Annotated in this window: 14 protein-coding genes; 6 read left to right on the top strand and 8 right to left on the bottom strand. The window is 73.5% G+C overall.

Translation table 11 applies throughout. The features are described 5' to 3' along the window. The first annotated feature begins 27 nt into the window (after positions 1 to 27). Positions 28 to 801, top strand: coding sequence for an SDR family NAD(P)-dependent oxidoreductase (locus tag QWJ13_RS00165; protein WP_316519689.1), 774 nt, complete (start codon positions 28 to 30; stop codon positions 799 to 801). Between the two features lie 25 nt (positions 802 to 826). Here QWJ13_RS00165 and QWJ13_RS00160 read toward each other — a convergent pair whose 3' ends face one another. From QWJ13_RS00160 to wecB, 6 genes are all read right to left on the bottom strand, one after another. Beyond that, positions 827 to 1,810: an alpha/beta hydrolase gene (locus tag QWJ13_RS00160; RefSeq protein WP_316519687.1), complete on the bottom strand. Its 984-nt coding sequence runs from the start codon at positions 1,808 to 1,810 to the stop codon at positions 827 to 829. A gap of 289 nt (positions 1,811 to 2,099) precedes the next feature. Continuing rightward, positions 2,100 to 2,225 carry a hypothetical protein gene (locus tag QWJ13_RS00155; protein ID WP_316519685.1) on the bottom strand — a complete coding sequence of 42 codons (126 nt, stop codon included), beginning with the start codon at positions 2,223 to 2,225 and terminating at the stop codon, positions 2,100 to 2,102. Next, the gene (locus QWJ13_RS00150; protein WP_316519683.1) at positions 2,225 to 2,377 is read right to left on the bottom strand and encodes a hypothetical protein; all 153 of its coding nucleotides are present in this window, start codon (positions 2,375 to 2,377) and stop codon (positions 2,225 to 2,227) included. The genes QWJ13_RS00155 and QWJ13_RS00150 overlap by 1 nt, the downstream gene beginning before the upstream one ends. Beyond that, positions 2,377 to 2,520: a hypothetical protein gene (locus QWJ13_RS00145; protein ID WP_316519681.1), complete on the bottom strand. Its 144-nt coding sequence runs from the start codon at positions 2,518 to 2,520 to the stop codon at positions 2,377 to 2,379. Before QWJ13_RS00145 ends, QWJ13_RS00150 begins: the two co-directional genes overlap by 1 nt. Positions 2,521 to 2,642: 122 nt before the next feature. After that, positions 2,643 to 5,240, bottom strand: a complete 2,598-nt coding sequence (gene lanKC, locus QWJ13_RS00140; protein ID WP_316519680.1) for a class III lanthionine synthetase LanKC — start codon at positions 5,238 to 5,240, stop codon at positions 2,643 to 2,645. A gap of 253 nt (positions 5,241 to 5,493) precedes the next feature. Continuing rightward, complete coding sequence (gene wecB / locus QWJ13_RS00135) at positions 5,494 to 6,636, bottom strand: non-hydrolyzing UDP-N-acetylglucosamine 2-epimerase (protein WP_316519678.1); 1,143 nt, start codon at positions 6,634 to 6,636, stop codon at positions 5,494 to 5,496. A 324-nt stretch (positions 6,637 to 6,960) separates the two neighbouring features. Here wecB and QWJ13_RS00130 point away from each other — a divergent pair, with 324 nt between their 5' ends. The 5 genes from QWJ13_RS00130 to QWJ13_RS00110 all read left to right on the top strand — a co-directional run bounded on the left by QWJ13_RS00130 (position 6,961) and on the right by QWJ13_RS00110 (position 10,898). Then, positions 6,961 to 7,158: a hypothetical protein gene (locus QWJ13_RS00130; protein ID WP_316519676.1), complete on the top strand. Its 198-nt coding sequence runs from the start codon at positions 6,961 to 6,963 to the stop codon at positions 7,156 to 7,158. Positions 7,159 to 7,206: 48 nt separating this feature from the next. Beyond that, positions 7,207 to 7,806 (top strand): archaeosortase/exosortase family protein, encoded by a 600-nt coding sequence (locus QWJ13_RS00125; RefSeq protein WP_316519674.1) that lies wholly within the window; start codon positions 7,207 to 7,209, stop codon positions 7,804 to 7,806. After that, on the top strand, positions 7,803 to 9,170 hold the full coding sequence (locus QWJ13_RS00120) for an XrtP-associated glycosyltransferase (RefSeq protein ID WP_316519672.1): 1,368 nt from the start codon (positions 7,803 to 7,805) through the stop codon (positions 9,168 to 9,170). The genes QWJ13_RS00125 and QWJ13_RS00120 overlap by 4 nt, the downstream gene beginning before the upstream one ends. Before the next feature lie 166 nt (positions 9,171 to 9,336). Further along, positions 9,337 to 10,089, top strand: a complete 753-nt coding sequence (locus QWJ13_RS00115) for a choice-of-anchor P family protein (protein ID WP_316519670.1) — start codon at positions 9,337 to 9,339, stop codon at positions 10,087 to 10,089. Positions 10,090 to 10,421: 332 nt separating this feature from the next. Further along, positions 10,422 to 10,898 (top strand): glutathione S-transferase family protein, encoded by a 477-nt coding sequence (locus QWJ13_RS00110; RefSeq protein ID WP_316521562.1) that lies wholly within the window; start codon positions 10,422 to 10,424, stop codon positions 10,896 to 10,898. 71 nt (positions 10,899 to 10,969) lie between these two features. On the opposite strand, the gene htpG is transcribed toward QWJ13_RS00110, so the two are convergent. Together htpG and QWJ13_RS00100 are read right to left on the bottom strand one after the other, a co-directional pair. Then, positions 10,970 to 12,886, bottom strand: a complete 1,917-nt coding sequence (gene htpG, locus QWJ13_RS00105; RefSeq protein WP_316519669.1) for a molecular chaperone HtpG — start codon at positions 12,884 to 12,886, stop codon at positions 10,970 to 10,972. Beyond that, positions 12,879 to 14,972 carry an AfsR/SARP family transcriptional regulator gene (locus QWJ13_RS00100; RefSeq protein WP_316519667.1) on the bottom strand — a complete coding sequence of 698 codons (2,094 nt, stop codon included), beginning with the start codon at positions 14,970 to 14,972 and terminating at the stop codon, positions 12,879 to 12,881. The genes htpG and QWJ13_RS00100 overlap by 8 nt, the downstream gene beginning before the upstream one ends. Positions 14,973 to 15,039 lie beyond the last annotated feature (67 nt).

Raw genomic sequence — 15,039 nt, 5'->3', positions numbered from 1 at the left:
TTTCTCGCGGCCGTAGGAGCGTGACGGATGAAGTCGGTGCCGGGTGAGGTGGCGGTCGTCACCGGTGCCGCCAGCGGGATCGGCCGGGCGGCCGCGCTGCGGCTGGCCCGGGAGGGCTGGGCGGTCGCGGCGGTGGACGTGGACGCGGCCGGTCTCGACGCGCTGGCGGCCGAGACCTCCGGGGTGCTCCCGTACGTCTGTGACGTCACCGACCAGGAGGCGGTGGCCGCCGTGGTCCGCGACGTCGGCCGGGAGCTGGGCCCGCCGCGCAGGCTGGTGCACTGCGCGGCCGTCGCCGCGATGGGGCGGCTGCTCGACCAGGCCCCGGCGGACACCCTGCGCCTGATGAACGTGCTGTACGGCGGCACGCTCCACACGGTCCAAGCCGTGGTCCCGGCGATGGCCGCGCGGGGCGGGGGCGAGATCGTGCTCCTCGGCTCCATCGGCGGCTGGGTGCCCGTCCCGCTGGGCGGCGGCTACGGCGCCGCCAAGGCCGCGGTCCACTTCCTGGCCGAGATCGTCGCGGCCGAGCACCGTGCGGAGGGCATCCGGGTGCTGTGCGTCTGCCCGCCCGCGGTGGAGACCCCGATGCTGGCACGGATCCGCCGGGAGTCGCCCGAACTGCTGGGCCCGATCACGGGATTGAGCCCGGAGAAGGTGCTGGACTCGATGGACCGGGCCCTGTCGCGCGGCCGCGCGTGGGCCTTCCCCGGGCGCGGCACCCGGGCGCTGTGGACGGCCCGGCGCCTGGCGCCCCGCGCGCTCAGCGGCATCATCGGCCGAACCCTGGTCGGGAAGTAGCGGACGGCGGGCGGGCGCGGCCGGGCTAGGCCTTGCGGAGCCGGTCGATGATGCCGTCGATGTCGCGCCGGAACATGTAGTCGCGGATGAAGTGGCCGCCCGGCTCCTCGTGCGCCTCGTACGGGATGCCGGCGTTGTCGAGCAGGGCGCGGAACTCCCGCTGGCCGGCCAGCACTTCGGTCTCGTTGAACTGGTCGAACGGGTTGGTCGGGTCGGGACTGGTGCCGGCGACCAGGAAGATCCGCTTGTTCCGGTAGCTTTCGAGGCGCTCGACCGGGTTGTCGGCGGTGACCCTGGCCTGGTCCCACAGCGGCGCGCCGTAGATGGTGCCGCCGGCCAGGTCCTTGACCGCGGCGGAGAGGTTGGCCCAGTGCACGACCGCGCCGTTGTCCCGGCGGAGGCTGGCCGGGCCGGAGTGGGCGCTCACCGAGGCGAAGTGGCCCCAGTACTTGGCCGCGTACTTCAGCGCGCCGAAGCCGCCCATGGAGAAGCCGGCCACCGCGCGGCCGTCGTACTCGGCGTAGGTGCGGAAGTTGGCGTCGATCCACGGGACCAGCTGGTTGAGGTGGAAGCTCTCCCAGTTCCGGGGGCCGACGTTGGTGCTGACCGGGTTGGAGTACCAGCCGGCCTGTCCGCCGTCGGGCATCACGACGATCAGCGGCTTGCCGGCGGTCCAGTCGCGGACGCCCTGGTGGTCGAACTCGATGAAGTCCTGGAGGCCGCCGTGCAGCAGGTAGAGGACGGGGTAGGTGCGGCCGCTGGTGTGGTAGTCGTCGGGCAGCAGCACGTTGACGGCGGGCTGCCAGCCGATCTCGGCGGTCGCGAAGCGGTAGTACCACATGCGGGCGTCGCCCTCGTTGCGGTCCACGATGTGCAGCCCGAAGCCGTCGTCGGCCGCGTGGGCCGCCGAGGCCGTCGCGAGGACGCTCGCGCCGCCGAGCGCCAGCGCGGCGGAGAGGCCGCCGGCGGCCTTCAGGACGTTCCTGCGGGTGGGGCGGTCAGTACCCATGGCGACCTCCTGGTGGGGGGCCGGGCGCGGGATGAAGTGCCGTTCACGGCAAGTGACTTGAGCGGCTGTGGCGGCCCGGCGACTCCAGGGTGGGGGGTCGGGAAGCACCGTTCACGAAGATTCCGCGGACTGTCCGGAACGAGAGCCAGGACTGTCCGAAATCACTTTGTGGTCGAACAGGTATCCGTCGGGACCGTCGTTCTGTGCGAGGTGCCGGGGGAGGGGGGAGACGCCAGGGCGGCTGCCCGTCGGGGTGGGCCCGACGGGCAGCCGCGACGCCTGTCGGCGACTACTGCTGCTCGGCCTCGACCGGGCCGTCCACCCAGTCGTGCGACTGGGTGCTGATGAAGCTGATGTGCGTGTAGATGATCGCGGTGTCGCTTTCGAGCCCCTGGAGGGCCAGGATCTTCGACATCAGCGCATCGTCTCCTCGTCGGTCACCGGCAGCTCGAAGCGCATGTGCGCGGCGCCGCTCAGGTGGCTGGGGGGCAGGCAGTCCATGGTGCTGGTGTACGCCGCCAGGCCGGTCTCGGCTTCGAGCCCCTGGAGGGCCAGGATCTTCGACATCAGTGGCCCGCCTCGTCCGCGACCGGCGCCTCGAAGCGCGCGTGCAGGGCGCTGCTGGTGTGGCTGGGCGGCAGGATCGTCGTGGTGAAGGCCGAGGTGCCGGTCTCGGTCTCCAGGCCCTGGAGGGCGAGGATCTTCGACATGGTCCGTTTCCTTTCGGTTGCGGTGGGATGGTGACGGCCACCGGGCGGTGACCGCCGTGCTCTCCTCGGCTCGGGGGCCGGGGAAATCCGGGCTGCCGGACGGCGTCGGGCAGTAGTAGCCGTCAGACAGTGATGGGCGGTAGGCGGAGGTCGGTGATGCCGGGCAGCGGCACCGGGCCGAGCGCGGCCTCGTGCAGTGCGACCAGCACCCCGGCCGCGCCGGTGGCGAGGTCCGTCGAGAGCCGCATCGAGCGGCAGCCCGGGAACGCCAGGTGGCCGCGATGGTTCATCACGTGCCACTCCAGCAGCCGCAGGTGGCGCTCGGCTCCCGTCCGGTTCCCGGTCCGCAGCTGGTGCAGCAGCAGCCCGGCCCGGCCCTCGAACAGGCCCGCGGCGGCGATCAGGTCCGGCCGGCAGGCCCGGTCGGCGGCCGTCAGGGCCTCGGTGAACCGGTCGGGCAGCCGGCCGGGGGCGGTGCGCCGGGCCAGCTCGTCGATCAGGCCGGCGGTGCCCACGCCACCCGCGGCCAGGTACGGGAGCTTGCGGCGGTGGCGCTCCTCGGGCAGGAAGAGCATCCCGTCGGTGATGTCCGCCTCGTCCAGCTCGCGGCCGAGCGCCGCCTCGGCGGCCGTCAGCCAGCTGCTCTCGCCGGTGTGCCCGTGCAGCCGCAGGAACAGCGCGGCCTGTCCGGTCCAGCCGTCGAGGAGGCCGCGCAGCCGTGGCTCGGGCTCGTCCCGGGCGAGTTCGTGCCCGAGCGCCAGGGCCAGGTTGGCGAGGTGGTTCCGGCCGAGCGCCCCGGCCAGGTCGAGCAGGCCGAGCGCGATGCCGGCGCGTCCGGAGCCGAGCCCCGGGTCGAGCGGCAGCTCGGCGGCGAGCACCCGCTCGACCAGCGTGCCGGCCGCTTCCGGGGCCCCGAGGCGGGCCAGCGTCCAGGCGATGCCGGTCAGTCCGTCGTACAGCCCGGTCGGCAGGTCCGGCACCGCGTCGGCGCGGGTCACCAGCCAGTCGGTGTGCTCGGCGGGGACGGGCCGGCCGCAGGCGTGCAGGGCGTGGAGCACGCCGGCCGCGCCGTAGGCGAGGCCCAGGCCGTTGTGGGTCGGCCCGAACTGTTCGACGTCCCCGGGGAAGAGACGGTCGGTGCGCTCCGGGGTGGCCGTCGCCAGGATGCCCGCGGCCAGCGAGTCCAGCACCGGGCGCCACGCTTCGGTGTCCGCCGAGGGCGCCTGCGGCCAGGCCGGTGGCGCCTCCCGCTCGGTGTCCGTGCGGCGCTCGGTGGCGCCCGGCGGCAGCTTCCCGCCGGCCGCCCGGTGCAGCGCCTCGGCGACCTCGGCCCCGAAGCCGGGGGCCACGGGGTAGCGCGCGGAGATCTCCCGAGCGGCCAGCTCGGCCTTGCCCGAGTCCAGCGCCAGCAGGTTGTTCAGCGGCAGGAAGAGGTAGAGCCGCAGGGCGGCGAGGGCGTACTCGTCCACCGCCGTGCCGCGCCGGGCGGTGGGGGAGACGAAGCCCGGCGCGCCCAGCGGGGGAGCGGTGGTGGCGTCGGTCGGGAAGGAGATCTCGAAGTCGACCAGCGCGCAGCGCCCGTCCGGCCGGATCAGCACGTTGTTGGGGTGGAGGTCGCCGAAGACCAGCCCGCGCTCGTGCAGCGCGGCCAGCATGCCGGCGACCTGCTCGACCACGTCCAGCGCCCAGGCGGTGTACTCGGCCAGTTCGGCCTCGTCCGGCTCGGGGTGGGCGAGCGGGCAGCGGCGGGTGAAGACCTCCTCCAGCCGCTCGCCCTCGACGTACTCCTCGACCAGGTAGTGGTGCTCCCAGACCTGGCGGTACTCGTACAGCGCGGGCACGCATTCCAGGCCGGCCAACGCCTCCAGCACCCGGCGCTCGCTCAGCAGCCGCTGCACCGCGTCCCGGTCGGCATGGTCCAGGCCGGCGTGCGGGCGGGCCTCGCGCAGCACGACCTGGCGGCCGTCGCGCTGGTCGGTGGCCAGGTAGACGCCGCCGCCGTTGGAGAAGTGCAGCGCCTTGGTGACCTCGAACGGGAAGTCGTCCTGTGCCTCCGCGGCCTCCCGCTCGGCGTCGGCGGCCAGTTGGGCCGCGACGACTTCCGGTACCGGCGCCCAGTCCGGTACGGCGAAGACCGTGCCCCGGACGTCCGGGACCAGCTCGCCGTCCGGCCCGCTCATCGCGGGCACCCGCCGGCCGTGCTCGTCGGTGCAGTAGCGTTCGCTGAACGAGCCGTAGCGCAGGTAGAGCGGGCCCTCCCGGTAGCGCAGGTCGCTCAGCACGTACGGGCCGGGGACGCCCTTGAGCAGGGCGGACAGCTCGTCGAGCACCTGGGCGAGGCGGGCGTCGTCCTCGGGGTAGAGGGTGATCAGCTTGCCGCTGGAGCCGCGGTTGGCGTACTTGCTGTTCAGCATGTGCACGGTGGCCCGGCCGCGCAGGAACTTCCAGGTCAGCCGGTGCTCCAGGCAGTACGCCAGGACCAGGTCGATGACCCGCTCGGCCTCGTCCGGGGTCGCCGAGACGTGCACCTTCCAGCCCTGCTCGGGCAGTTCGGCGTGCGGCGCGCGCACATGCACCCAGGGGCCGTGTTCCAGTCGCTGCCAGCCCTGGGGCAGGGGGGCGGTGGCGGCGGCGAAGCGGTCGTCGGGGCGCTCGGCGCGGGCCGGCTCGTCGTAGAACAGCGGGTCGGCCAGGCAGTGGCGCTCGTAGCGGTCGTCCACGGTGCCCGCCTCAGCTCGCGGTCCGCGACCGGCGCGGGGCCGTGCCGGGCCGGTCGGCCGCACTGGGTCGGTTGGCAGCCCGGCGGTCGGATGTCGTCGTCAAGGGAACCCCCCGGAAGCAGTGGATCCCGCCGGTTGCGGGCTGCGTCAGACCCTGCCAGCCGGGTTGACCCGGGGTCGACGGGCGCGATCCGTCACCTTCCTGCCAGGCAGCTTGCGGGCGGGTCGGGGGGTTCCGGAGCGGATCGGGGTGTCAGAGCGCGAGCGCGACCTGTTCGGTGGCCTGTTCGGTGGTCGGCTCGGCCGCGAGGTAGCGGCGGCGGAGCGCGGCGACGATCTCGGTGCTGGCCTGTCCGGTGCCGTACGGGGAGGGGAGTCGGCCCAGCCGTTCGGTGACGGTCTCGTCGGCCAGCAACTCCCTTAGTGCGCGCCCGAGTTCATGGCCCGGCCGGGCGAGGCGGGCGAAGCCGGCCTGGACGGCCTCGGGGCGTTCGGTGGAGTTGCGCACCACCACCAGCGGGCGCTTGAGCACCGTGCACTCCTCCTGGACTCCGCCGGAGTCCGACACCAGCAGGCGGCAGTGCCGGGCCAGGGCGAGGAAGCCGGCGTGGTCCAGCGGCTCGATCCGGCGCAGCCGGGTGGCCGGGCCGCGCAGACCGAACGCTTCGACGGCGGCCCGGGTGCGGGGGTGCAGCGGCAGGAGCACCGGCAGGTCCAGGGCGGCGAGTTGGTCGAGGATCTGGGCGAGCCGGGCGGCGTCGTCGGTGTTCTCGGGGCGGTGGATGGTGGCCAGCACATAGCCGCCGGGGGTGACGGCGTGTCCGGCCATGACGCGGTGGGCCTCGGCCTCGGAGGGCAGGGTCTCCAGGGTCGCCTCGACGACGGTGTTGCCGGTGATCACCACCCGGTCCGGTTCGATCCCCTCGCGCAGCAGGTGCGCCGCCGCGATCGCGGTGGGCGCGCAGTGCAGGTCGGCGAGCGGGGCGATCAGGCGGCGGTTGGCCTCCTCGGGCATGTCGGGGTCGAAGGAGCGCAGACCGGCCTCGACGTGGACGACGGGTATGCCGGCGCAGTGCGCGGCCAGGGCGCCGGCGGCGGCGGTGTTGGTGTCGCCCTGGACGACGACGGCGGCCGGCGGGTGGGCCGCGAGGTGGTCGCTCAGGGCGCTGACCATGCGGCCGATCTGCCGGCCGCGCGGCTCGCCGCCGACGCCGGTCAGCAGGTGGTGCGGGCGGGGGAGGCCGTACTGGGTGAAGAAGCTGGTGGTCAGGGCCGGGTCCCAGTGCTGGCCGCTCCACACGATGCGGGCCCGCGGGCCCAGGAGCCGGGCCACACCGGCGAGTTTGACGATCTCGGGCCGGGTGCCGAGGACCAGGGCGACATCGGTGGAGGACATGGCGCTCCGAAGGGGGCGAGGGGCGAGAGGGGGAAGTATCAGCAGACGATATGGGGGGATTCGAAAGAAATATCCACACATCGGATCAATGTCACCCACTTGGCGTACGCGGGGCGGATCGGCCTCGGTGGCACCGGGTAGTGGTTCGTATGCCTTTGCATCAGGCCCGGTCGTGGAGCGCCGACTTGGGGGCGCTACGGCAAACGGGTGAATTCCACCCGAATGGGCGCGCCAGACCTATCGGATCATCCGATCAGCCCAGCAACATACGGCTCCAGATCGCAAAGATCCGGACAACCCGGTCGCAACGAGAGGAACCCACCCATGTACGGACCGATAGGCGGCGGCCTTCCCCCGACGGCGGCCGGTGGCGGCGTCCTGGCCTCGACCGGCTCGCCCGGCCTCGGCATCGCCGCCGCGGCCGGGACGGCCCTCGTGCTGGTGGGAGTCGCCCTGCTGCGGCGCAGCCGACTGGCCGCCGACCGGGACGCGTCGACCGGGCGACGCCGCGACGGCCGGTAGCCGCGCCGCGACATCCGCCAACCCGCCTTTCCCCCAAGGGATTTCCTCGTGACCGCAGATGTGTTCCCGCAACCCGCCCGCCCGCCGGGCCCGGCCCGTCGGCCACTGCCGCTGTCCGGCCGGGTGCTCGCCGGGGTGGCCGGGCCGCTGCTGCTGGGTCTGTGCGGGTTCCTGGTCGTCGGCGAACGGGCCTACCGGTTCCGCGAGATGGCCGGCGCCCAGTGGCTCGTCTCCCATGCGCTCGGCCTGCGGACCCTGCTGCTCGAATCCCCCGACGCGCCGGTGCTGTACGCCGGTGACGCGGGCGGATTCGGGCGCGGAATCGCCCTGAGCACCGGATGCAGCAGCGCCCTGCTGATCGCCCCGCTGGCCCTGCTGGCCGGTGTCCTGCTGCTGTTCGGCACCCGCCGGCCCGCCCGGGTGCTGCTGGCCTTCGCCCTGGCCGCCGCCCTGGTCGCGGCCGCCAACCTGGGCCGGATGACGCTGATCGTCGCCATGCAACACCGGTACGGCGACGAGGGGTTCGGCTGGACGCACGTGCTGTTCGGCTCGCTGCTGATGATGGCCGCCGGGCTGATCGCCCTGCTGCTCTTCCTCTCCCTGATCACCCGAACGTCCACCCGCGACGCGGAGGCCGATGTGCCGTGACCCTGCTCGACATGTCCGTCTCCCTCTCCTTCGTGCTGGGGATCGGCTTCCTCGCCTACGTCGCCGTGATCGTGCGCAACTTCCTGCGGGCCCGCCCGGACGCCCCGGGCGACCCGGCCCGGTTCGACTGGCACTTCCTCATACCCTGCCGGGACGAGGAGGCCGTGATCGGCACCACCCTGGACTACCTCGCCCGGCACTTCCCCCAGGCCCGTATCTGGGTCGTCGACGACCACTCCGAGGACCGGACGGCCGAGGAGGTACGGGCCAGAGCGGACGCCGGACGGCCCGTCCACCTGGTCAGCCGACGGCTGCCGCAGGCGCGCACCGGCAAGGGCGACGCCCTGAACGCCGCCTACCGGGCGCTCGAAGCCTGGCTGCCCGAGGGCGCCGACGCCGACCGGGTCGTGCTGACCGTGGTGGACGCCGACGGACGGCCCTCCCCGGGCATGCTGGACGTCTTCGCGGGCCCGTCCTGCTTCGCCGACCCGGACATCGGCGCCGTCCAGGTCGAGGTCCGGATGTCCAACCGCGACGTCGCCGTGCCGCTGCCGAACCGGGGGCGGCCGGCCAACCGGTTCGCCCGGCTGCTGGCCCGGTTGCAGGACATCGAGTTCCGCGGCCCGATCTCCGCGATCCAGATCACCCGCCGGCTCACCCGCACCGTCAACGTGGGCGGCAACGGCCAGGCCAACCGGCTCAGCGCGCTGCGCTCGATCGACCGGGGCGGCGGCGAACCATGGGGCAAGGCGCTGCTGGAGGACTTCGAGCTCGGGCTGCGGATGATGCTCGCCGGCTGGCGCAACGGCTACACCACGACCGCCTGGGTGGATCAGGAAGCCCTGTGGAACGTACGGCAGTTGATCACCCAGCGGGTGCGCTGGGCGCAGGGTTCGATGCAGTGCGCGCCGTACCTGCGCAAGGTCTGGCGCTCCCGCGAGTTCACCACCATGGGCTTCCTGGAAGTCCTCTACTTCATGGTCCAGCCCTGGCTCCAGGTCGTCGGCCTGGTGGTCTACACCGTGCCGATCGCCGCCTTCGCCTACAACGCGGTCTTCTACCCCGAGTTCGTCCTCGCCTTCCTCCGCCAGGGCGGCGCGGTGCTGATCACCCTCTACCTGGTCGTCGGGGTCGCCGAGTTCGCGCTCTGGGGGCCGCTGTACCGGCGGCGCAGCGAGCCGGGGATCAGTCGCCGGGCCGCGCTCGGCTACGGACTGGCCCTCGCGGTGTACGCCGCGACCACCTACCTCGTCGCGGTCCGCGCCTTCTGGCGGATCGTGCGGCGCAAGGGCGCCTGGCACAAGACGGCCCGGACCGCCGAGCCGCTGCCGGCGCCCGCGGCTCAGGAGATCGCCGCCGCCTGAGCGTCGCCTGACCGCCGAACCGAGCGCCGCCTGAGCGCCCAAGACTTCTCCCCGGCCGATCCCCACGCCGCGACCGGCCGGCGGAGTCGACGCACCACCCACCCTTCCTGCCCCCCGCACCGCGGACACACCGCTCCGCCGTGCGCCCCTTCCGAAAGGCCAACCCGTGAGAACTCGTACCCGCAACCGTGTCCTCGCCGGAACCGCGCTCGCCCTCGGCGCCCTCTCCGTGGCGACCCCGGCGTTCGCCGCCCTGCCCGCCCCCGCGGCCGACGCCTACGTGGTGTCCACCGAGGCGCTGGGTGGGATGGTCGCGGTGGCGCCGTCGCCCGAGTCGACCTACCCGGCCGGCGGCACCCGGACCCTGGTCGGCCTCACCATCGGGCCGGTCGCCACCAACTCCACGCTCACCGCGACCACCGCCGGGGACCCGGCGGCCGGTACCTCGTCGGCCTCCGCGACGGTCGACAAGATCGGGCTCAACCTCGGTGTCGCCTCGGTCTCGCTGACCGGCGTCAACTCGACCTGCAACGCCACCCCGACCGGGGCCACCGGCAGCGGCCTGATCGCCGGAGGGTCGGTCAGCGTCGCCGGGATCCCGACCAACCTCCAGGCCAACGCCCCCGCCAACACCAAGGTCAGCATCCCGCTCGTCGGCTCGATCGTCCTCAACGAGCAGACCACCGACGCGAACGGCGTGCTGACCGTCAACGCCGTCCACATCACCCTGCTGCCGTCGCTGAACGGCGCCAACCTGGTCATCGGCCACGCCTCGTGCGGCGGGGCCGAGCCCGCGGCCTCCGTCCCGATGATCAACCCGTCCGTCGCGGGGGTGGGCGGTGGCGCGGTGGTCGCCGGCCTCCTCGCCACCGTCTACCTGCGCCGCCGCGACGCCAAGGGCGCCGTGCCGTCCGCCTGACGGGCGGGCCGTCCGGCACGCGACCGGCGTGTCGGACGGCCTCCGCGGGGCGGCGTCAATCCGGCGGCATGCTCCTCTCCCTGACGTGTGAGGAGTTGCTGTCGGGTGACAGGGCCGGGCGACATCCCCAGCTCCACCGCCACGGTGCCGCCCCGGCCCGCCCCGGGCGGCAGCCGCGCGGGGCCGCGCCGGTCGGACGCGCCGGACCCCGTCCGAGCGGTCGCCTAGCCTACGAACGGACCGGCCGCCCGGGCCGTGGCCGTTCGAGGAGGAGTCCCGTGCCGTCCTGCGACCCCAGTAACGCTCCCGTCGGCGATGTGAGCGCCGCGCTCATGGTGATCGACTCCCGGCTCAAGGCCGTCTACGACGGCAAGTCCGGGGCGGACCCCGAACACCGGAAGTTGGTCGACCAGATCACCGCGTCCTACAGCCCCGACCAGGCCGAGGCGCTGATCGAGGGCGCCTGCACCCTCGTCTACGTGTTCATGAACTGGCTGCGCCAGGCCTTCGAGCACCAGGACGAGGACGTGATCGAGCACGCCATCCCCAGCCTGGTGGGCACCATGCGGATGATGCCGAGGACCTTCGATCCCGAGGTCATCCCCACCATGGCCGGACTGCTCGTCGCCGCCGGCACCGGGCTGAGCCCCAACCTGTGGCGCGCCCAGTACGGCTCCTGGACGAGGGAGGAGATGAACCCGCTGGAGGCCACCGCCGTGCTGCTCGCGGAGTACATCAACCGGATCTCCGGCCAGGGCAACGACTTCGCCACCAAGCTGGTCACCAACGCGCTGTCCCAGCTGGACTAGGCTCTGCCGGACCAAGCCCTGTGGACGCGCCGGTGGCGCCGCCCCCGATGGGACGGCGCCACCGGTTCCGTTCAGAGCGCCCGGGTCAGCCGGTCGGTGAGCAGCCGGGTGAAGCGGGCCGGGTCGGGCAGCTCGCCGCCCTCGGCGAGCAGCGCGCTGCCGTGGACCAGCTCGGCGATCTCCGCCAGCGCCGGATCGGTGGCGTCGGCCTCGTGCGCGGTGCGCAGCGCGGCCACCAGCGGGTGGGCCGGGTTGAGCTCCAGGATCCGCTTGACCGGGGGCACCTGCTGCCCCATCGCCCGGTACATCTTCTCCAGGGTCGGGGTCATGTCGTGGGCGTCGCCGACGAGGCACGCCGCCGAGGTCGTCAGCCGCGAGGACAGCCGGACCTGCTTCACCTGCCCGGCCAGCGAGGTGGTCAGCCAGGCCAGCAGGGCGGCGAAGTCCTGCTCGCGCCTGCTCTTCTCGGCGTCCGCCTCCTCGCCCCCGTCGGCCGGCTCGTCGAGGTCGACCTGGCCCTTGGCGATGGACTGGAAGCGGTGGCCGTCGAAGGCCGGGACCTGCTCGACCCAGACCTCGTCGACCGGGTCGGTGAGGATCAGCACCTCGTACCCCTTGGCGCGGAAGGCCTCCAGGTGCGGGGAGTTCTCGACCGTGGCGCGGGTCTCGCCGGTCAGGTAGTAGATCGCCTCCTGGCCGTCCTTCATCCGCTCGACGTACTCGCGCAGCGTGGTGGTCTTGTCCGGGTCGTGGGTGGAGGCCGCCGACACCAGGTCCAGCAGGGCCTCGGTGTTGTCGGTGTCCTCCAGCAGACCCTCCTTCAGCACGCTGCCGAACTGCGACCAGAACGTGGCGTAGGCCTCGGCGTCGCCGGTGCGCACCTCCTTGACCGCGCCGAGGACCTTCTTGACCAGGCGCCGGCGCACCGCGCGGATCTGCCGGTCGTGCTGGAGGATCTCGCGGGAGATGTTCAGCGACAGGTCGTGGGTGTCCACCACGCCCTTGACGAAGCGCAGGTAGTTGGGCATCAGCGCTTCGCAGTCGTCCATGATGAAGACCCGCTTGACGTACAGCTGCACGCCGCGCTTGGCCTCCCGGGAGAACAGGTCGAACGGCGCCTGCGAGGGGATGAACAGCAGCGCCTCGTACTCGAAGGTGCCCTCGGCGCGCATGTGGACGGTCTTGGCCGGGGGCTGCCAGTCGTGGCTGATCTGCCGGTAGAACTCGGTGTACTCGTCCTCGGTGATCTCGTTGCGCGGCCGGGCCCAGAGCGCCTTCATCGAGTTGAGGGTGTCGGTCTCGCGAGTGGTGGCGCCCTCGGCGTCGGTGCGCTCGGTGGCCATCCGGATCGGCCAGCGGATGAAGTCCGAGTACTGCTTGACGATCTGGCGGATCTTCGACTCGGCGAGGTAGTCGGCCAGGCCGTCCTCGGTGTCGGCGGGCTTGATGTGCAGGGTGACGGACGTTCCCACCGGAAGCCCGTCGACGGCCTGGAGCTCGTAGGTGCCCTCGCCGTCGGACTCCCACTGGGTGCCGGCGTCGGTGCCGGCCCGCCGGGTGCGCAGGGTGACCTTGTCGGCGACCATGAACGCCGAGTAGAAGCCGACGCCGAACTGCCCGATCAGGCTCTGCGCCGCCGCGGCGTCCTGGGCGTCCTTGAGCTTCTCCAGCAGGCCCGCGGTGCCGGACTTGGCGATCGTGCCGATCAGCTCCACGATCTCGTCCCGGCTCATGCCGATGCCGTTGTCGCGGACGGTCAAGGTGCGGGCGTCCCGGTCGACCTCCAGCGCGATGTGCGGATCCGAGGTGTCGGCCTGGAGGTCGGAGTCGGTCAGCGACTCCAGCCGGAGCTTGTCCAGTGCGTCGGAGGCGTTGGAGATCAGCTCGCGCAGGAAGATGTCCTTGTTCGAGTAGATCGAGTGGATCACCAACCGGAGCAACTGGCGGGTCTCGGCCTGGAATTCCAGCGTCTCGACACTGCTACCCACTCTGTGGCTCGCTTTCTGTCCGAAGGTGCGGAGGGTATGGGCGGGCACGGTGGCCCGTACCGGCATCGTAGATGTTCCCGCCTCTGCGCCAGGCGCGTTCGGCCGGTCGCGGGTGCCTGGGCCGCGAGCCGGTCGTCGCGGCGGGGGCCGGTCGGATGGGCGCGGCGGGGCGGAAGACGGGGGAGCCGCCGCGGTGGAGGTACCAGGAGCCGAGGCGGGCCAGGGCGGCGCGGCGCTCGGCGGTGCCGGTCTCGACGGAGTAGCGCTCGGCGGCGTACAGGTGCAGCAGGTCGTTGAGCCGGTAGCGGTCGTGCTCGTCGACGGCGAGCAGGTGGGCGGTGGCCAGCCGGTCGAGGACCGGCCGGACGGCGGCGGGCGGGGCGCCGGCCAGGGCGGCGGCGGCCTCCGAGCCGATGCCGACGGCCGGGAGCAGGGTGAGCAGCCGCAGCAGGGCCCGGGCCTCGGCGGGCAGCGAGCGGTAGGAGAGGTCGAAGGCGGCGCGGACCGCCGAGGTGGCGTCGCCCTCGATCTGGAGGGCGCTCAACCGGTGCTCCACGTCCAGGAGTTCGGCGGAGTGGTCGGTGAGGCTGCGGTCCGGGCAGGCGGCGAGGCGGCTCGCGGTGATGGCCAGGGCGAGGGGCAGCCGGCCGCAGGAGGCGGCCAGTTCGGCGGCGGCGCGCGGCTCGGCGCTGGTGCGGTGCTCGCCGAGCAGCCGGGCCAGCAGATCGAGGGCCTGGTGGGCGGGCAGGACGTCGAGCACCAGGGGGCGGGCGCCGTTGCGGACGGTCAGGCCGTCGAGCCGGGTGCGGCTGGTGACCACCGTGCGGCAGTCCGGGGCGCCCGGCAGCAGCGGTCGGACCTGTTCGGCGTCGCGGGCGTTGTCGAGCACCACGAGCAGCCGGCGGCCCGCCAGCAGGGAGCGGTAGAGCGCGGCCGCCTCGTCCGGCGTGGTGGGGATCCGGTCGCCGGGCACGCCCAGGGCGCGCAGGAAGCGGGCCAGGACGGTGTGCGGGGCGAGCGGCGCGTCGACGGAGTAGCCGTGCAGGTCGGCGTAGAGCTGGCCGTCCGGGAAGCGGTCCCGGACCTTGTGGGCCCAGTCGACGGCCAGGGTGGTCTTGCCGACCCCGGCGAGGCCGGAGACGGTGCACACGGTGGCCTTCTGCCGCGCGGGGGCGGTGAGCAGCGCGTCCAGGGCGCTCAGCTCGGTGTCGCGGCCGACGAAGGTGGCCAGGGCGGGCGGGAGTTGGGCGGGTGGAGGTGGCTCGGCCGGGGCGGGCGCCTGCTCGGGGCGGGCCGCCTCCGCGCGTACGGGCTCGACGCGCATGGGCTCGACGCGCAGCGGTTCGGTGGCCAGCAGGTCCAGGTGCAGCGCCCGCAGTTCCGGCCCGGGGTCGAGCCCGAGGCCGTCGGCCAGCCGGTCCGCGATCCGGCGGTAGGCGGCGAGGCCCTCGGGGGTGCGTCCGGAGCCGTGCAGGGCCCGCATCAGCTGTCCGGTGAAACGTTCCCGCAGTGGATGGTCCGCGACCAGCGCGGTCAGTTCGGGGACGGCCGCGCGATGCCGGCCGAGGGCGAGTTCCAGATCGAGGCACTCCTCCCAGGCGGTCAGCCGCAGTTCGTCCAGGGCCACCGCGCCCGGGGCGTCCGCGTCCACGGCGAGCCCGTCCAGCGCGGGGCCGCGCCACAGCGCGAGCGCCGCGCGGAGCCCGTCGACCGCCGCCGCGATCCCTCCCGCGGCGGCCTCCCGGCGGGCGGCGGCCAGCCGGTCGGTGAAGGCGCGGGCGTCCAGGTGGTGGCCGGTGAGGGTGATGCGGTAGCCGCGGCCGTCGGTCAGCAGGACGGGCGGCGCCTGCGGGTCGGCCTCGGCGAAGCGCCGCCGCAGCACCCCGGCGAGGTTGCGGACCTGCCGGGTGGCGGTGGCCGGCGGTCGCTCGTCCCAGACGGCGTCCACCAGGCGGGCGACCGGGACGGAGCTGTCCGCGTTGAGCAGCAGGGCGGCGAGCAGCCGCTCCTGCCGGGAGCCCTCGGAGGGGACCCGCCTCCCGTCGCCGGTCCACACCTCCAGCGAGCCGAGGATCCTGAACTCCAAGCGTTCCTCCCTGGGGCCGGCGGGGCCGGGCGGGGCCGCCGCTGTGGGTGGATGAGCGTGAGCTGTG

Origin of the sequence: Kitasatospora brasiliensis (genome assembly GCF_032654805.1) — a bacterium.
GTDB lineage: Bacteria > Actinomycetota > Actinomycetes > Streptomycetales > Streptomycetaceae > Kitasatospora > Kitasatospora brasiliensis.
Note: the sequence above shows the minus strand (reverse complement) of the source record. Positions and strands in the feature narration are given on the sequence as shown.

Excerpts from the sequence above, each read along its gene's own strand:
- QWJ13_RS00165 (WP_316519689.1), top strand. The coding sequence starts at position 28 with ATGAAGTCGGTGCCGGGTGAGGTGGCGGTCGTCACCGGTGCCGCCAGC.
- QWJ13_RS00160 (WP_316519687.1), bottom strand. The coding sequence starts at position 1,810 with ATGGGTACTGACCGCCCCACCCGCAGGAACGTCCTGAAGGCCGCCGGC.
- QWJ13_RS00155 (WP_316519685.1), bottom strand. The coding sequence starts at position 2,225 with ATGTCGAAGATCCTGGCCCTCCAGGGGCTCGAAAGCGACACCGCGATC.
- QWJ13_RS00150 (WP_316519683.1), bottom strand. The coding sequence starts at position 2,377 with ATGTCGAAGATCCTGGCCCTCCAGGGGCTCGAAGCCGAGACCGGCCTG.
- QWJ13_RS00145 (WP_316519681.1), bottom strand. The coding sequence starts at position 2,520 with ATGTCGAAGATCCTCGCCCTCCAGGGCCTGGAGACCGAGACCGGCACC.
- wecB (WP_316519678.1), bottom strand. The coding sequence starts at position 6,636 with ATGTCCTCCACCGATGTCGCCCTGGTCCTCGGCACCCGGCCCGAGATC.
- QWJ13_RS00130 (WP_316519676.1), top strand. The coding sequence starts at position 6,961 with ATGTACGGACCGATAGGCGGCGGCCTTCCCCCGACGGCGGCCGGTGGC.
- QWJ13_RS00110 (WP_316521562.1), top strand. The coding sequence starts at position 10,422 with ATGGTGATCGACTCCCGGCTCAAGGCCGTCTACGACGGCAAGTCCGGG.